Source organism: Nocardioides sp. cx-169, from assembly GCF_021083605.1.
Lineage (GTDB): Bacteria > Actinomycetota > Actinomycetes > Propionibacteriales > Nocardioidaceae > Nocardioides.
The window spans coordinates 78,407-94,749 of sequence record NZ_JAJNRO010000004.1; the positions used below are offsets into that span (position 1 = coordinate 78,407).

At 69.3% G+C, this 16,343-nt stretch carries 15 protein-coding genes; 10 read left to right on the plus strand and 5 right to left on the minus strand.

The annotated features are described in order from the left end of the window. Nucleotides 1–48 precede the first annotated feature (48 nt). The 4 genes from LRP67_RS06045 to LRP67_RS06060 form a co-directional block, all read right to left on the minus strand. Nucleotides 49–945, minus strand: coding sequence for an ABC transporter permease (locus LRP67_RS06045; protein WP_231269289.1), 897 nt, complete (start codon nt 943–945; stop codon nt 49–51). After that, nucleotides 942–1,976, minus strand: a complete 1,035-nt coding sequence (locus LRP67_RS06050; protein WP_231269290.1) for an ABC transporter permease — start codon at nt 1,974–1,976, stop codon at nt 942–944. The genes LRP67_RS06045 and LRP67_RS06050 overlap by 4 nt, the downstream gene beginning before the upstream one ends. 748 nt (nt 1,977–2,724) lie before the next feature. Then, nucleotides 2,725–3,975, minus strand: a complete 1,251-nt coding sequence (locus tag LRP67_RS06055; protein WP_231269291.1) for an FAD-dependent oxidoreductase — start codon at nt 3,973–3,975, stop codon at nt 2,725–2,727. A 7-nt stretch (nt 3,976–3,982) separates the two neighbouring features. Beyond that, on the minus strand, nt 3,983–4,300 hold the full coding sequence (locus tag LRP67_RS06060) for a 2Fe-2S iron-sulfur cluster-binding protein (RefSeq protein WP_308189701.1): 318 nt from the start codon (nt 4,298–4,300) through the stop codon (nt 3,983–3,985). A 178-nt stretch (nt 4,301–4,478) separates the two neighbouring features. Between LRP67_RS06060 and LRP67_RS06065 the strand changes: the two genes are divergently transcribed. The 6 genes from LRP67_RS06065 (at nt 4,479) to LRP67_RS06090 (ending at nt 10,846) form a co-directional block, all read left to right on the plus strand. Then, entirely contained in the window at nt 4,479–5,255 is a 777-nt protein-coding gene (locus LRP67_RS06065) for an SDR family NAD(P)-dependent oxidoreductase (RefSeq protein ID WP_231269293.1), read from the plus strand. Between the two features lie 209 nt (nt 5,256–5,464). Further along, on the plus strand, nt 5,465–6,025 hold the full coding sequence (locus LRP67_RS06070) for a carboxymuconolactone decarboxylase family protein (RefSeq protein ID WP_231269294.1): 561 nt from the start codon (nt 5,465–5,467) through the stop codon (nt 6,023–6,025). Nucleotides 6,026–6,179: 154 nt separating this feature from the next. After that, a complete protein-coding gene (locus tag LRP67_RS21785; protein WP_231269295.1) occupies nt 6,180–7,469 on the plus strand; it encodes a cytochrome P450 in 1,290 nt (429 codons plus the stop codon). Between the two features lie 54 nt (nt 7,470–7,523). Beyond that, nucleotides 7,524–7,754, plus strand: coding sequence for a ferredoxin (locus tag LRP67_RS06080; RefSeq protein WP_231269296.1), 231 nt, complete (start codon nt 7,524–7,526; stop codon nt 7,752–7,754). Between the two features lie 1,358 nt (nt 7,755–9,112). Further along, nucleotides 9,113–10,084 (plus strand): SDR family NAD(P)-dependent oxidoreductase, encoded by a 972-nt coding sequence (locus LRP67_RS06085; RefSeq protein WP_231269297.1) that lies wholly within the window; start codon nt 9,113–9,115, stop codon nt 10,082–10,084. Nucleotides 10,085–10,150: 66 nt separating this feature from the next. Continuing rightward, nucleotides 10,151–10,846 carry a TetR/AcrR family transcriptional regulator gene (locus tag LRP67_RS06090; protein ID WP_231269298.1) on the plus strand — a complete coding sequence of 232 codons (696 nt, stop codon included), beginning with the start codon at nt 10,151–10,153 and terminating at the stop codon, nt 10,844–10,846. Nucleotides 10,847–10,865: 19 nt separating this feature from the next. On the opposite strand, the gene LRP67_RS06095 is transcribed toward LRP67_RS06090, so the two are convergent. Then, nucleotides 10,866–11,264: a nuclear transport factor 2 family protein gene (locus tag LRP67_RS06095; RefSeq protein ID WP_231269299.1), complete on the minus strand. Its 399-nt coding sequence runs from the start codon at nt 11,262–11,264 to the stop codon at nt 10,866–10,868. 105 nt (nt 11,265–11,369) lie between these two features. Here LRP67_RS06095 and LRP67_RS06100 point away from each other — a divergent pair, with 105 nt between their 5' ends. From LRP67_RS06100 to LRP67_RS06115, 4 genes are all read left to right on the plus strand, one after another. Next, nucleotides 11,370–12,413 (plus strand): cyclase family protein, encoded by a 1,044-nt coding sequence (locus LRP67_RS06100; protein WP_231269300.1) that lies wholly within the window; start codon nt 11,370–11,372, stop codon nt 12,411–12,413. Between the two features lie 135 nt (nt 12,414–12,548). Continuing rightward, nucleotides 12,549–13,601, plus strand: coding sequence for a zinc-binding dehydrogenase (locus LRP67_RS06105; protein WP_231269301.1), 1,053 nt, complete (start codon nt 12,549–12,551; stop codon nt 13,599–13,601). Between the two features lies 1 nt (nt 13,602). Beyond that, the gene (locus LRP67_RS06110) at nt 13,603–14,766 is read left to right on the plus strand and encodes an acyl-CoA dehydrogenase family protein (protein ID WP_231269302.1); all 1,164 of its coding nucleotides are present in this window, start codon (nt 13,603–13,605) and stop codon (nt 14,764–14,766) included. Nucleotides 14,767–14,808: 42 nt separating this feature from the next. Continuing rightward, entirely contained in the window at nt 14,809–16,341 is a 1,533-nt protein-coding gene (locus LRP67_RS06115; protein ID WP_231269303.1) for a long-chain fatty acid--CoA ligase, read from the plus strand. The last annotated feature ends 2 nt before the right edge of the window (nt 16,342–16,343 follow it).

Sequence of the window (16,343 nt, forward strand, 5' to 3'; positions counted from 1 at the left end):
TCGGGATGGAGAACTTCAGCTCGAAGGCAACGACGTTGCCGTCGTCGATCAGTCGTGCATGGTGCGGTCGAACCGCTGCCGCAGGTGGTCGCCCACCTGGTTGAGAGCGAAGACGGTCAGGAAGATCACGGCAGCCGGTACGAAGACCAGGTGCGGGTCGGTGGCGATCGAGCTGCGCCCGTCGTTGATCATCCCGCCCCAGCTGGGACGGGGCGAGGGGATGCCGAAGCCGAGGAAGCTGAGGGAGCCCTCCGCGACGATGAGCGCCGCTGCGACGATCGGGAAGAACGCGCCGAGCGCCGGCAGGACGTTGGGCAGGATCTCCTTGATGAGGATCCGGGTGTTGCTGGCCCCCATGTTCTTGGCGGCTCGCACGAACTCGCGAGACGACCAAGCGATCGTCTGGGCGCGCGCCAGCCGCACGAACGTCGGAATCGTGAGCAGCGTCAGGCCAGCCGTGATCGTGGTGATGCTCGGGGTCAGGATGGAGGCCAGGGCCAGCAGCAGGATCAGGGGCGGGAAAGCCAGCATGGCGTCGGTGAGCAGGCTGATCACCCAGTCGGTCCGGCGACCCAGGTAGCCGCCCAGCAGGCCCAGCGTGGTGCCGACCACGAGGCCGGCCGTGGCCGCCATCAGGCCGATGAGCAGTGAGACCTGCGCTCCGTGGATGCACCGCGCGAGGATCGAGCGACCGAAGCTGTCGGTCCCCAGCAGCAGGTCAATGGAGCCGAGGCCGGGCCGCAGCCTCGAGGTGTCGACCGGCTCGGAGTAGCCCGCGACCGGGAGCACCCCCGCGAGGAGCGCTGCGCAGAGAAGAACCCCCAGCCAGGCATAGCACGAGTAGACGATCGCCGACCTCTTGCGCTTGGGCGCCGGTACCACCGGTAACGCGACCGGCACCGGAGTGACGTCGCTCTCGGCTGTCGACGTGGTGAAGGTAGTCATCCTCGTTCCGCCTTCCGGACCCGCGGGTCTAGCAACCCGTAGCTGATGTCGACCAGGGTGTTGGCGCCCACATAGACCACGGCGACGAAGACGACGATCCCCTGGACGGTGATGATGTCGCGGCCGAAGATCGCCGTCGAGACGAGCTGCCCGAGCCCCGGGAGCCCGAACAGGGTCTCGACGACGACCGTGCCGCCGATGAGACGCCCGAGGCTGATGCCCGCCACGGTGATGAGCGAGAACGACGAGGGACGAAGAGCGTGCCGGAACATCACGTAGGCTCGGGTCATGCCCTTGGCGCGGGCGGCGGCCACGTAGTCCTCACGCAGGGTCCCGACCAGGTCGGACTGCAGCAGCCGGGTGAAGACCGCGATCTCGGTGAGGGCCACCGCGAACGCCGGCAGGAAGGCGCCGCGCAGATTCTCCCCCAGGCCGTCACCTAGCTGGGTCCACCCCGAGACCGGGAAGTATCCCGATTGCACCGCCAGGAAGTAGATCAGGATCGGTCCGGCCACAAAGGCGGGGACGGCGAGGAGTACCGAGGTGATGCCCGCGATGCCGCGGTCCAGGAGACTGCCCGGCAGCGAGGCAGCGGCAACCGCGAGGATCACCGAGAGCACCAGCGCCATGAGCAGGGCGAGCACAGCGATCTCCAAGGTGACCGGCAGGCGGTCCACGATCGCCTCGCTCACTGGCACCCTGCTGATGGGGGAGGTCCCCAGGTCGCCCTGTACGGCCCCGCCGAGCCAGTCGCCGTACCGCTGCCACAGCGGATCGTCGAGGCCGAGCTCGGCGTTGAGAGCCGCGACCGTTTCGGGAGTGGCGTCCTCGCCGAGCATCGCGTCCGCCGCCGAGCCCGGAGCCAGGTCGAGCAGACTCAGCGACGCGATCGTCACGAGGAAGATCACCAGAAGGGCGCGGATCACCCGCTTCGCCATAGAGCTCCACACCAGGCGGCGCCGCTTGGGGGTCTGCGCGCCGGCCGACGGCGCCGGAGCGGCGCTGGGCTTGGTCACCGTCTGCGCGGTCATCGCCCAGCCCAACGCGTCGCGCCGGGTCGCCGCCCGTCTGGAGTGGGAGCCAGGCGCTGGACGGGTCCGTGCCCGAGGAGACTGGTGCCAGCCGCATCGCACGGGAGTCCACCGAGACGGAGCCCAGCGTGTCGCTCTCGTAGGCGCCTCCCTTGAGCCTCCAGTCGCTCAGCTTGAATCCGAGCTCGTGGTGCGGCCAGGCGGTCTCGGCCGGTGTCCGTGGTCATCTCGCTCCTCAGAGAGTGGTGTCGGTGGTGCGAACGCTCCAGTGGGCTGGCTCGTCTGCTGCATGTCGTGTGGGGAACCTGGGCGGGGATGGGCCCAGCCGGACGGGGACTCGAGGTGAGCCCGTCGAGAGGCCCCAAGGATGAGGGGGTCGTTGCTGGATCGGAGACGGCGGACCTGTGGGTGCCGCCGGCGCCTCGGGCGTCAGATGCGCCGCTCACGAGGCGGGGCCCTCCTGGGGCGCACCGCCGTCGCTAGACGGCACGGGGGAATCCACGCCGGCCCGAGCCGGCCTCCGCGTTAGGAGGACCTACGGTCTCCGCGGTGCGCGTGTGTCACTGACAGTGCCTTCCTGTGAGCCCGATCTGTCCCTATCGCACCCTGTGATTGCCACCACACAGCCGCTGATGGCGACGCTAGGGGGTATGTATTGATCGGTCAACACCTAACACCAAAAATCCCACCCGCGGATGCCGCCGACGTCGCCGGGAAATCGGCACCGGTGGATGCGTTCCTTGCGGCCTCAGAGATCCGCAGGCGCCGGCCGCAGCGGATTGTCGGCGTCCGCGGCGGCCTCGGGCGTGATCCGGTGCCCGGTCGTGAGGGCGCGTCGGACCGCCATGTAGTCCCGAGGCGAGTTGATGGAGTTCACCGCGATCAGCCTTTGGTCGCGGAAGTAGAAGACCGAGAACCGCTCCTCGCCGGGGTCGCCGCGCAGGACCGTCTGGTCGAAGCCTCCGGAGAGCCCTGCGATCTGCAGCTTCAGCGTGTCCTGGTCGGACCAGAACCACGGCACCGCGTCGTAGCTCACCGGCGCACCGGTCAGGGCGGCGGCGGCGCACTTGGCGTGGTCGACGGCGTGTCCGACGGACTCCAGCCGAACCAGTCCGTCGGCCGAGGGGTGTGGCGTCGCTGCACAATCCCCCACGGCGACGACCCGGGGGTCGCTGGTCCGCGCGAACTCGTCGACCACGATGCCGTTGTCGACCTCGAGCCCCAGCTGTCGGGCGAGCTCAACCCGGGGCTCGACCCCGATGCCGACGACAATGAGCTCGATAGCGACGCGCTCGCCGCCGTCCAGGTGGGCGGCCGCGACCCGTCCCGCTCGACCCTCGATCCTCTCGATCGAAGCGCCCAGCAGCAGGCGGGTGCCGCGGCGCTCGTGTGCCTCGCGATAGAAGTCGGACACGAGCGGGGAGACGACGCGGCCGACGAGCCGGTCGCTTGCTTCGACGACGGTCACGTCCTTGCCGCGCGAACGGGCGACCGCTGCGGCCTCGAGGCCGATGAAGCCGCCGCCGACGACGAGCACGCGCTCGGCGTCCTGCATGCGCTCCTTGAGTTCAGTCGCGTCGGCGAGATCACGCAAATAGCAGACCCCGTCCAGCTCCGCGCCCGGCACGGTCAGGCGGCGCGGCCGCGACCCCGTCGCGAGGGCGAGCCGGCTGAACTCGAGCGTCGTGCCGTTGTCGCACGTCGCCACCCCTGGCTCGCCGTCCGCCGGCAGCCGTACGTCGAGTACCCGGTGCTCGGTGCGCACCGCGATCCGTTCGCGTGCGTAGAACTCCTCCGAGCGGAACTCCAGCGACTCGGAGTTGACGGCGCCTAGGAGGTAGGCCTTCGAGAGCGGGGGACGCTGGTACGGCGGGCGCTGCTCCTCGCTAAGGATCGTGATCGGCTCGTCGGCGCCGAGGTGGCGAAGCGAGATCGCCAACTGGACTGCGGCTTGGCCGCCGCCGACGATCAGGACGCCGGCAGTCGGTTCCGAGGTCACGAAGCTCTCACGAGCTCGGGCCGATCTCGACCGTCAGGCCGTTCAAGGCGTCGCTCATCTCGATCTGGCACGACAATCGGCTGCTTGCGCGGCGCTCGACTGCGTCGTGCAGCATCTCGTCCTCGTCGCTGTCGACCTCGCCCACTGCGTCGAGATAGTCCTCGTCCACGTACACGTGGCAGGTGGCGCAGGTGAGGGCCCCCCGCACCAGTGCGACGATGCCGGGGACGCCGTCGCGCACGGCGACCTCCATGATCGAGGTGCCCTCGGCCACGTCGTACTCACGGACGCTGCCCTCACCAACGCGAATGGTCAGGTGCGGCACGGCTTCCCAGCTCCCTCAATCTTTTATTGACCAGTTGGTCGAATATTCGATACGAATGGGGTGGTTGTCAACCGACGTTCCTGCTGGGTGGGCCGCGCCCAAATTAGTTGACACGTCGATACAATTCCTTGAAGAATCCCCAGACGCGCGTTTCGGCGCGGTTAATAGTTGTCAGGCCGTGAGGCCGGAGGGGAATGGGCGAGCCATGGAGCGTGTTGCGTTCGTAACCGGAGGGGCCTCGGGAATGGGGCTCTCGATCTGCGAGCACCTGGCCAGGGAGGGGCACGCCGTCGCGGTCGTCGACCTCGACCAGGCGAAGGCGCAGGAGGCGGCAGACGCAATCCGAGAGTCTGGCGGGAAGGCCATCGCGTGTGTCGTCGACGTCAGCGACCGGGAACAGGTCGAGGACGCCGTCAAGCAGACCCAGAGCGACCTCGGCACGGTCGGCATCGTGGTGACCAGCGCCGGTGTCGCGCGCTCGGAGCCCTTCGTCGGGATCAGCCTGGCGTCGTGGAACCAGGTGATGGCCGTCAACTTGACTGGCACCTTCAACTGCGTGCAGACGGTGGTCCCCGGCATGATCGAGGCTGGATGGGGCCGAGTCGTGCTCATCTCCTCCTCCAGCGCCCAGCGCGGTGCCCCGACGATGACGCACTACGCCGCCTCGAAGGGCGGCGTCATCGCGTTTGGGAAGACGCTCGCCCTGGAGCTGGCGCCGCAGGGAATCACGGTCAACAACATCGCGCCGTCCGCCATCTGGACTCCGATGGTTGAGCAGCAGCAGTCCGGGGGGGCGTTGGGCAGCAAGGAGGCCTTGACCCGCAACATCCCGGTCGGGCGCCTCGGCACCGGCGACGACATCGCCGCCGCGTGCACGTTCCTGTGCTCGGACGGGGCGTCGTACGTGACTGGACAGACCATCAGTGTCAACGGAGGCTCGTTCGTTGGCTGGTGATCGGCTCCCAGGGCCCAACAGCGCAGCCGGCCGCGGGGTCGCGTCGACCCCGCGGCGGCTTGCGCGGGGCGCGGCGTGCTCCTTGACAACCTCACGTGAGGTCCACCACAGTTTGGTTCAGACCGATCAGTATATTTAGGATGGACATGACCTCATCGCCCTACCCCGTACGCATCCCGCCCCGGGATCGGTCCGATTGGGACTCGGAGGTGGGTGAAGCCCTGTCCGTGCTGGCGCCGCCGAAGAATGCCAGTGCCCCGCCTCGGGACGAGCCGGCCCCGCAGGCGCCGCAGGAGCCGCGCCCGGTCGCCAACATCCTGGGCATCTTCACCTGGCACCCGGCGCTCACGAAGGCGTTCTTGGGTTTCAACAACCACCTGTTCGCCTCAACCCTGACCGACCGGGTCCGGGAGCTGGTCACGGTGCGGGTCTCCTGGGTGCGCGATGGGGAGTACGAGTGGGCCCAACATGTGCGCATGGGCAAGGCCGTGGGGCTCAGCGACCGCGAGATCGACGCGATCTCCGAGGGGCCAGATTCACCGGTCTGGGAGCCCGTCGAGGCGGCGCTGCTGCGCGCGGTGGACGAGATCGTCGCCGAGCGCTACGTCTCGGACGCCACCTGGGCCGCGCTCGAGGGTCACTTCGACCGTCAGCAGCTGATGGACATCGTCTTCACCATCGGCGCCTACGACATGCTGGCGATGGCCTTCAACGTCTTCGGACTGCAGCTCGATCCGGGCATGGAGGGCTTCCCCCTCGACGCTCGATGAGCGCCCGTGGTCCGGCCGAGCCACCCGCAGATCCGGCCCGCGGGGCCTGCGGGCCCATCGTCACCCATCTCCGGCCGTCGCCGACCCGCGACGCCCGCCAGGCTGGCCATCATCCACCTGATTTCGTTCGCAGCACAGAGACTGGAGCACCGGCGTGACCGACCTCAATAATGTCGACTTCTTCAACGACCCCCAGCTCGCCCTCGATCCGTACCCGCTTTTGGAGTACCTCGCGGCCAACCGTCCTGTGTGGCGCGAGCCCACGCACGGGGTGGCTCTCGTCGCCGGTCACCAGGAGGCGATGGAGGTGCTCCGCGATCCCGCGACGTTCTCCTCGAGCACGATCGTCTCCGGTCCGGTGCCGCCGTTCCCGGTAGAGCTCACCGGGGACGACATCACCGACATCGTCGCCCAGTATCGCGACGACCTGCCGATGGGCGACCAGATCGTCGCCTTCGACCCCCCCAAGCACACCGCGCACCGCGCCATCCTGATGGGCCTGATCACCCCCAAGCGGTTGAAGGAGAACGAGGAGTTCATCTGGCGACTCACCGATCGCCAGCTTGACGTCGTGCTGCCTCTGGACCGGTTCGAGCTGATGACGCAGTACGCCCACCCATACGCACTGCTCGTCGTCGCCGATCTCCTCGGCGTTCCCGAGGAGGATCACCAGCTCCTGCTTCGGAAGAACGGTTTCAGCATCGACCGGGTACCCGGCGTGGGGGTGGGGACCTCCGGCGAGGAGGATGGCTCGAGCCACGGCGGCCTCGCGGCGCTCTACGATTACTTCATCGAGGCGATCGAGGACCGCCGCCGCGAACCCCGCGGCGACGTCCTCAGCGGGATGGCGAACGCCACGTTCCCTGACGGCTCCACGCCCGAGCTCATCGACTGCGCCCGGATCGCCTCCAATCTGTTCTCTGCGGGCCAAGAGACGACGGTCCGCCTGCTGGGCACGGCGCTCAAGCGGATCGCCGAGGACGGCGACCTGCAGACGCTGTTGCGTGAGAAGCGCGAGCTGATCCCCAAGTACATCGAGGAGACCCTCCGGTTCGAGGGGCCCATCAAGGGCGAGTTTCGGCTGACGCTCAAGACCACGCAGCTGGCTGGGGTCGACCTCCCTGCCGGGACTCCGGTGATGCTCCTCAACAGCGGCGCCAACCGCGATGCCCGCCGGTTCGAGTCTCCGGGGGAGTTCCTGCTCGACCGGGCGAACGCTCGGAATCACCTGGCCTTCGGGCACGGTGTCCACACCTGCCCCGGCGCTCCATTGGCCCGCTCGGAGGTCCGGATCACCATCGAGCGGCTCTTCGACCGCACGGATGACATCCGGATCTCGGAGGCCGACCATGGCCCCGAGGGGAACCGTCGCTTCGACTACATGCCCACCTACATGTTCCGCGGCCTGACCAAGCTCTTCTTGGAGCTCACGCCCAAGGCCTGAGCCTCCCACCGCCCGCGCGGCGACCGGCCCTGAGCATCAAAGGAAGGAAGAGCAGTGCCAACCGACGACTCCCGGGAGATCCGGATCGACCGTGGCTTGTGCATGGGCTCCGCGCAGTGCTGCTGGTACGCGCCGGGCACCTTCGACCAGGACGACAGCACCGTCGCCATCGTGATCGATCCCCAGGGCGACCCCGAGGCGGAGATTAGGGCGGCCATCGAAGCGTGCCCGACCCAGGCGATTTCACTGGTTCGCGCGGACGCGGGCCAGTCGGCGACGGATTAGCTCCGGCGGGGCGCTGCCCGCGGCGCGCGGGCCGCAGGCTGGGCGGGGTCCGCGCCTGGCTGGCCCGCGTCGCTATAACTATAAGTCGGGGTCGATGCAGATCCGCTTCGTGCTGGACGCGCGGCGCCCGGAGTGGCACCGGTGGCGGGCTCCCGGAGATCCGCGGGTCGCAACGGGATGGGCCCTCCCGCCGGTCGAGGAATCGTACCTTGGTCTCGACCGTTGTGCCCAGCACGTCGTGCTCACCGGCACGCCGGAGCGGGCGCTGCGCCTATTCGTCGGAGTGCTCGGCGGCAGCTGATGTACGAGGTGCGATGAGGTGCTCGGCGCCTCGTGCTCCTACGTCGCGCTGGCGACGGGTCGATGAGTTCGCGGTACCTGGCGCCGGCACCGCGGCGCACCACGATCTGGTCGCGCGGACGGTCGCACGAACGTCTATCACTCGCTCTCCCTCACGTTGACCGACCTCGACCTGGCCGGAGGAGCACATGCGTGCCCATGGCGTGAGCATCCGCGCGCGCCTCCGCGCGGAGGGACGCGATCGTCACCGATCCCCGCCCAGTGTCAGCGTCGAATGGCGCTGCGCCGTTCTGTGGTTCCCGGCCCGCGTACCTCAACCGACAGCATCGCGCCTCGATTCACGATCGGACCGCCCATCTGCAGGCACCCCTAGGAGAAGCGACGTGTCCAAGGCCCCACCCCACGTCTGGCCGCAGCAGGTGCTCGGCACGCAGCTCTCCGTGTGGGGAGGTGTGGCGCCGACGACGGGCTCGGCACGAGAGCTCCGTGATGCCCGAGAAGCGGGTCGCCGCAATGCACCCGGGTGAGGTCCCTCGCCACAAAGTGCGCGGCTCGTCGCCGGAGTCGAGCGCGGGCGAGCGCGCAGCCACGACGCCGATCCGCAGATTAGGGGCTAGAGGGGTTTGATCGACGGCAGGCCGCCTTGACCAGATCTAGTATTGACCAATCTGTACAAATGTCTCTACCGTCGCATCAAAGCGCCGCCAGGCTCACGCGTGGCGGCCCATCACCCTCCTCAAGGACCACTGTGAATCGCACCCGACGCCGTCTCGTGGCCGACCTCGCGTTCTCGTGGGGGGCCGCCCTCCTCGCCGTCGTGAAGGCCCTGGGGTCGGTCAGGATTGAACCGGCCCTGGTCTGCGGTGCGGTGTACGGCGACGCCGCGACAGCAACGCGACCTTCGACCGGCGCGCCTGGCTCGACCAGGGCGGCGAGACGAATCATCGCGTCGCGACCAAGCTCAGTCCCAACGAAGGCCAGAAGTAGCCTCCCCCCGCTCGTGTGGTCGACCGCGCCTGCTATTCCCAGTCCCGTGTCTCGCAATCAAGGAGAAGTCCATGGATACCTTCAGCTTTGACGGCCGTGTCGCCGTCGTCACCGGTGCCGGCCGCGGCATCGGCCGCGCCTACGCCGTCCTGCTCGGCGCGCTCGGCGCCAAGATAGTGGTCAACGACCTCGGTGGCGGGAGGGACGGCTCGGGCAGCGACCTGGGCCCGGCCGAGAGCGTGGTGGCCGAGATCGTCGCCGCGGGCGGCTCCGCCGTGGCCAACGGCAACGACGTCTCCGACCCCGATAGTGCCAAGGCCATCATCGACCAGGCGGTCGCCGAGTACGGCCGTATCGACATCGTGGTCAACAACGCCGGCAACATCGTCTGGGGTGCGCTGCCCGACGCCGACCTCGGCAACATCGAGCGGCACCTGGACGTGCACGTCAAGGGATCTTTCAACACCGTCAAGGCGGCCTGGCCGCACTTCCTGGAGCAGGGCTACGGCCGGGTCGTGCTCACCGGCTCGACCGGGATGTTCGGACTCCCGGACAACCTGGGCTACGCCATCGCGAAGGCCTCGATGATCGGCATGGCCAAGAGCATGACCGTCTCGGCGGGCCAGCACGACATCAAGATCAACGTGGTCGCCCCGAACGCGATGACCCGGCTCGGATCGCGCGAAGAGGGCGGCTCTGCCGACGACGTCCCCGAGGTGCCGGGCATGGAGCCCGAGCTCGTAGCGCCGCTGGTCGCCTACCTGGCGCACGAGGCCTGCCAGGTCAGTGGCGAGACGTACGTCGGCGGGGCGGGCCGGACCGCCCGGCTGTTCGTCGGGGTGACCCAGGGGTACCTCAACGAGCCCGGGACGACGCCCGCGGTCGCCGATGTGGCTGCCAACTGGGACGCCGTCAATGACGAGACCGGCTACTACGTCCCGGGTGACATCATGGACTGGGCCGGGCACTACATGTCGCACCGGACCCCCGACGCCGCTCAGATGGAGCGCGTCACGCCGGACCAGTCAGGCGCATCCCGCTGACCCTAATTCCGGCGCTCGGGAGGTACGCTGCCGGGGGCACTGGGCCCACGTTTGAAGGACGGTGTGATGGGAACGACAGGCGCTTTGCCGGTCAAGAAGGAACGTGTCAAGTCTCGTAAGTACTACGACCGGCGCGAGCGGGTCATCGACGTGGCCGTGGAGCTCTTCTCTCGCAACGGCTATGCGAGCACCGGCGTCGCGGACATCGGCGACGCCGCCGGTCTGGCTCGCGGTGCGCTGTACTACTACATCGGCTCCAAGGACGCCCTGCTCGCCGAGATCCACGACCGGGTCATGGACCCGCTCCTGAGGGAGGCGGAGGCGGTCGCGGCACTCGACGTCGACCTGCGGACCCGGCTGCGACTGCTGTCGGAGTCGCTGCTGTGGCAGGTGATCCACAAGAAGGACCACGTCTGGGTCTTCCTGCACGAGTACCACCAGCTCGAGGGGGAGCGGCGTGCGCAGTTCCGCGAGAAACGCCAGGAGTTCGAGGGTTGCGTCCAGGGTGTGATCGCGCAGGGGGCCGCCCACGGTCTATGGACCGTCAGTGACCCGCAGCTGGCGACGTTTGCGTTCTTGAACCTGCACAACTACACCTACCAGTGGGTCGGCGGTCGCCGCGACCTCGAGGTCGAGGGCCTGGCTGGCTTCTACTGCCACGTCTTCCTCGACGGCATCGCCTCACCCGCGGAGGCCGACGAGGTCAGCCCCGGCCTGCTCGCGGGCCGGGCGTTGCTCGACGAGCTGCGGCGCCCCGACTGAACTGGGGGCGCCGCCCGCCTCACATCTGGAGGGTGAGCACTCGCTCGTGAAACCGCCAGGCCTCGCCGTCGTGGTGGAGGACGTCGGCGTAGTGGCCGGTCAGGCTGACGCCCCAGCCGTCCTCGGAGCGCGAGAACAGCGCCAGGTCGGAGTTGGCCCGGGCCGTATCGGGGCCGGTCCGCTCGACCACCGTGTTGCCCACCAGGTGGAGCTGCGGGCCGGCAGGCGTCATCCCGCCGTAGCCGGCCCGGAGCTCGTCGCGGCCGACGAAGCGAGCCATCCCGACGATCTCGGAGACCCCGTCGGGGCAGAAGAGCGCGACCAGCTCGTCGGGCTGGTGGGCATCCAGGTGCCGGGCGTACGCGGCGATGGTTGCGTGGATGCCCTCGGTGCTGATGTCGCTTCGGACAGCCGTCATGGATCCTCCAAGAAGTGGGAGTCAATAGCATTGACCGATCGGTACAAGGATCATACCCTGAGGTCGGCCGTCAAGGTGGACGGTCGGGCCAAACGAGGAGGAATCGTGGCGAAGCGGTGGGAGCAGCGTCCAGAGCGGTCGACCTGGGGAGACTGGGGTGACGAGGACGAGCTGGGGAGCATCAACCGACTGACCCCACAGAAGGTCCTGGAGGGGGTCCGCGAGGTCGAGCACGGGATCACGTTCTCGCTCAGCTTGCCCCTGGACTACCCCGGGGGCAACGCGCTGCACGACCGGCGATTCCCGCCGGAGGTCCACCCGATCACGGACATGGCCCAGCGGAAGGGCAACTTCTACAACGTCATCGCTCGCGACGAGCTCGACCCGTCCTACGTCGACGTGTGGTCCGACGACCTCGTCACCTTGTACCTGCAGTACTCCACCCAGTGGGACTCGCTGGCCCACCAGGGCCAGCTGTACGACGCCATGGGCGACGGGGTCGAGCGTCCGACGTACTACAACGGCTTCCGCGGCGACGAGGACATCATCGGCCCGAAGGAGGACGCCCGCGGCGACGGCAGCGGCAGCACCTCGTGGACGAAGCGGCTTGGCCTGGAGCACATGGCCGAGCACGGTGTCCAGGGTCGGGGCGTGCTGGTCGACCTGCACCACCATCTCGGCGACGCCTTCACCCCGGTGACGCTCGCGATGCTCCAGGAGATCATGGCCGCCGACAAGGTGATCGTCCAGCCTGGAGACATGCTGGTGCTCCACACCGGGTTCGCGGACCAGATCCTGGCCTGGGACAAGAAGCCCGACCCGGTGAAGATCCGCGCGATGTACTCGCACCTCGACGCCTCGGACGACGCGCTGCTCGAGTGGATCGCCGAGTCCCAGATCTCCGCGCTGATCGCGGACAACTACGCCGTCGAGGGCTTCATGCCCTCGAGTCCCGAGCCGCACAGCCTCCTACCGATCCACAACCTGTGCCTGTTCCGGCTCGGCGTGCCCCTGGGCGAACTGTGGAACACCGGCAACCTGGCGCGCTGGCTGCGCGAGAACGACCGCAGCCGGTTCCTGCTCACGGCGCCGCCGCTGAACCTGCCCGGCACCCAGGGCAGCCCGCTCACCCCCGTGGCGACGGTCTAGCCAGACCCGGGCATCGGGACCCACCCCTCACGCGGGGGGTGGGTCCGGCCCGGGCGCGCCCTGAACCGGCGCGCCCACGCACGATCTCCCACCCCAGCCCCACCCCCGAAGCCATCCACGAGAGGAGCCCCCGCCATGCAGGCAGTCCGCTGGCACGCGGCCCGCGACGTCCGCCTCGAGGACGTCGCCGAGCCCGAGCTCCTGCCCGGGACGGCCATCGTCGAGGTCGCCTTCTGCGGAGTGTGCGGCACCGACGTCCACGAGTACGCCCACGGCCCGGTGATGATCCGGCCGGGTGCCCACCCGCTGAGCGGCGCCACGCCGCCGCTCACCCTCGGGCACGAGTTCAGCGGCCGCGTGGTCGCGATGGACGGTGCCCACCCCGGCATCGAGGTGGGCACGCGGGTCGTGGCCGACCCGTGCCTGCGCTGCGGCGTGTGCCGCTGGTGCCAGCGCGGCGAGTACCACGTGTGCGCCAAGGGTGGCTCGATCGGCCTGGCCGCCGACGGCGGGCTGGCACCCCTGGTGCGGGTCCCGCTGATCGAGCTCCACCCGGTCCCGGACGGCGTCTCCGACGAGCACGCGGCGCTGGCCGAGCCGTTGTCGGTGGGCCTGCATGCCGCCCGACGGGCGCAGATCACGCCCGGCGAGAGCGTGCTCGTGCTGGGCGCCGGCCCGATCGGGCTCGCCGCGGTCGTGGGTGCCCGGCTCTCCGGCGCGGGCCAGGTCTTCGTGAGCGAGCCCAACCCGGCGCGCGCCGAGGTCGCCCGGACCATGGGCGCCACCGAGGTCTTCGACCCGACGACGGACGACGTCCGGACAGAGGTCTTCACCCGCACCGGACGCATCGGCCCCGACGCCGCGATCGACGGCACCGGGATGCCGGTCGCCATCGAGCTCGGGCTGCGCAGCCTGCGGCGCGGCGGCCGGATGGCCGTCGCCGGCATCTCGCCGTCCGAGCTCAAGGTCGACCTGCGCCAGCTGGTGCTGTACGAGCGGACGCTGCTCGGCTCGCTCGGCTACAACTTCGACATCCCCCGGGTCCTCGACCTGATGGCCAGCGGGCAGCTCGACCCCTCGCCGCTCGTGACCGACGTGCGCCCGCTGAGCGTCGTCGTCGCCACGCTCGAGGAGCTGTCAGCCCCCAACCAGCACATCAAGGTGCTGCTGAACCCCCAGGAGACGTGAGATGGACTTCTCGCTCGAGCCCGAGATCGTGGCCCTCAAGAAGATGGTGCGCGACTTCGCGGAGAAGGAGATCGTGCCCCACGCCGCCGGCTGGTCGGAGCGCGGCGAGTTCCCCACGTCGGTCTTCCGGCAGCTCGGGGAGCTCGGCCTCATGGGGATGCTGGTGCCCGAGGAGTGGGGCGGCATGAACGCCGGCATGGTCACCTACGTCGCGGTGATGGAGGAGATCGGCCGGGCCGACCAGTCGGTGGCCGCGGCGTGGAACGCGCACTCGACCATCGCCTCCCTGCCCCTGGTCATGTTCGGCACCGACGAGCAGAAGGAGCGCTGGCTGCGGCCGCTGGCCGAGGGCCGCAACATCGCGGCGTTCGGCCTCACCGAGCCGGGTGCCGGCTCCGACGCCGCCGGCATCACCACCCGGGCGACCCGGACCGAGGACGGCTGGGTAATCGACGGCGCCAAGATCTTCATCAGCAACGCCGGCACCGACATGAGCCTCGGCGTGACCGTCCTGGCCCAGACCGGCACCGGAGCGGACGGGCGCAAGCAGTTCGGGGCCTTCTTCGTCCCCAAGGGCACGCCCGGCTTCGAGATGGGTGAGCCGCTCAAGAAGCTCGGTTGGCACGCGATGGACACCCGCGAGCTCTACTTCGCGAACTGCTTCGTGGGCGCCGACCACCTGATCGGCGACCCGGAGGCCGGCCTGACGCAGTTCCTCAGTGCGCTGGACCCCGGGCGGATCAGCGTCGCGTCGCTGGGGCTCTCGTTGAGCCAGGCGGCCCTCGAGCTCGGCGTGGACTACGCCGGCATCCGCTCGCAGTTCGGCAGGAAGATCGGCGAGCACCAGGCCATCGCCCACAAGGTCGCCGACATGGCGACCCAGGTCGAGGCCGCGCGCTGGCTCGTCTACCGGGCCGCGTGGCTCGCCGACGAGGGGCTGCCCTACCGCAAGGAGGCGGCGATGGCGAAGCTGTTCGCCTCGGAGGTCGCCAACCGGGTCTCGAGCGCGGGGGTGCAGATCCATGGCGGGTACGGCTGGATGGTCGAGTCGACCATCGCGCGCTTCTACTCCGACGCCAAGATCCTCGAGATCGGCGAGGGCACCAGCGAGATCCAGCGCAACGTCATCGCCCGCATCGTCCTCTCCGGGGGCGCGGGTCGCTGAGGCGACCGGCCCGACCGCTTCTCGTCACGCAGGGAGAAATCCGTGGAGAACCTCGCAGCCATCCTGGACCGCAACGCGGACCGGCGCCCGGACAAGGTGGTGCTGACCGACGCCCGGGGCTCGCTGACCAACGCCGACCTGCTGGCGCGCGTGAACGCCCTTGCCGAGGGCCTCGTGGACCTCGGGGTGCGCCGCGGCGACCGGGTGGCCCTGCTGATGTCCAACCGCATCGAGTTCATCGAGGCCCTGTTCGCGATCACCCGGGTCGGGGCGGCGTTCCTGCCCCTCAACACCCGGCTCGCACCGGCCGAGTGGACCTACATCCTGGGCCACAGCCAGGCCCGCGCGGTGATCGCCGACGGCGACCTGGTGGGGCGCCTCGACCCACTGCTCGGCGAGCTGCCGGACCTGTCCGCGGCCGTGAGCATCGACGGCGTCCAGCCCGGGTGGTCGTCCTACGACGAGCTGCTCGCGGCGCATGCCGGGGCCCAGGTCGAGGTCGTCGACGTGGCCGGCAGCGAGCTGCAGCGGCTGATGTACACCTCGGGGACCACCTCGTACCCCAAGGGCGTGCGCATCAGTCACGCCAATGTGATCTGGAAGAACCTCGGCCTGATGATCGAGTTCGGCCTGACCTTCGAGGACGTCACCGCCGTGCCGGGGCCGCTGTACCACGTGGGCGCGCTCGACATGGGCGGGCTGGCGACCCTGCACGCCGGCGGCAGCCTGGTCCTCCTGCCGCGATTCGACACCGCCGAGCTGGTCCGGGTGATCGAGCAGCACCGCGCGACCACGGTGTGGCTGGCCCCCGCGATGGTCAACGCCCTCCTGCAGCACGAGAGGACCGCGACCGCGGACCTGACGTCCCTGCGGGTCATCATGTCGGGCGGGGAGAAGATGCCCGAGGCGCGGCTCAAGCAGATGCTCGACCTGCTGCCCGGCGTCTGGTTCGCGGATGCCTACGGCCTGACCGAGACCGTGTCCAGCGACACCTTCATGCCCCGTGAGGCCATGCGCAGGAAGCTCGGCTCGGTCGGCAAGCCGCTGTCGCACCAGCGGGTGCGGATCGGGGACGCCGAGGGACGCGACGTGCCTTGTGGCACGGTCGGCGAGGTGCTCCTGCGCGGGCCCAAGGTGTTCTCCGGCTACTGGGGCGACCCCCAGGTCAACGAGGGCGTCTTCGTCGACGGCTGGTTCCGCACCGGGGACCTGGGCCGGCTCGACGAGGACGGCTTCCTCTACATCGAGGACCGCAAGAAGGACATGATCGTCTCCGGCGGCGAGAACATCGCCAGCCCCGAGGTCGAGCGGGCCCTCTACGAGCACCCCGACATCGTGGAGGCAGCGGTGATCGCGCACCCCGACGAGCGATGGGGCGAGGTGCCGCACGCGTTCGTCGTCCTCCGCGCGGGAGCCACGCTGTCGACCGAGGAGATCCAGGAGTTCTGCCGGACCCGGCTGGCGAGGTTCAAGGTGCCCAAGTACCTCACGATCGTCCCCGAGCTGCCGCGCACCGCCTCCGGCAAGGTCGTCAAGCGCCGGCTCCGCGACGCGCCCACGGTCCAGGAAGACTGAGC

Excerpts from the sequence above, each read along its gene's own strand:
- LRP67_RS06110 (WP_231269302.1), top strand. The coding sequence starts at position 13,603 with ATGGACTTCTCGCTCGAGCCCGAGATCGTGGCCCTCAAGAAGATGGTG.
- LRP67_RS06095 (WP_231269299.1), bottom strand. The coding sequence starts at position 11,264 with ATGACGGCTGTCCGAAGCGACATCAGCACCGAGGGCATCCACGCAACC.
- LRP67_RS06050 (WP_231269290.1), bottom strand. The coding sequence starts at position 1,976 with ATGACCGCGCAGACGGTGACCAAGCCCAGCGCCGCTCCGGCGCCGTCG.
- LRP67_RS06085 (WP_231269297.1), top strand. The coding sequence starts at position 9,113 with ATGGATACCTTCAGCTTTGACGGCCGTGTCGCCGTCGTCACCGGTGCC.
- LRP67_RS06045 (WP_231269289.1), bottom strand. The coding sequence starts at position 945 with ATGACTACCTTCACCACGTCGACAGCCGAGAGCGACGTCACTCCGGTG.
- LRP67_RS06105 (WP_231269301.1), top strand. The coding sequence starts at position 12,549 with ATGCAGGCAGTCCGCTGGCACGCGGCCCGCGACGTCCGCCTCGAGGAC.
- LRP67_RS06090 (WP_231269298.1), top strand. The coding sequence starts at position 10,151 with ATGGGAACGACAGGCGCTTTGCCGGTCAAGAAGGAACGTGTCAAGTCT.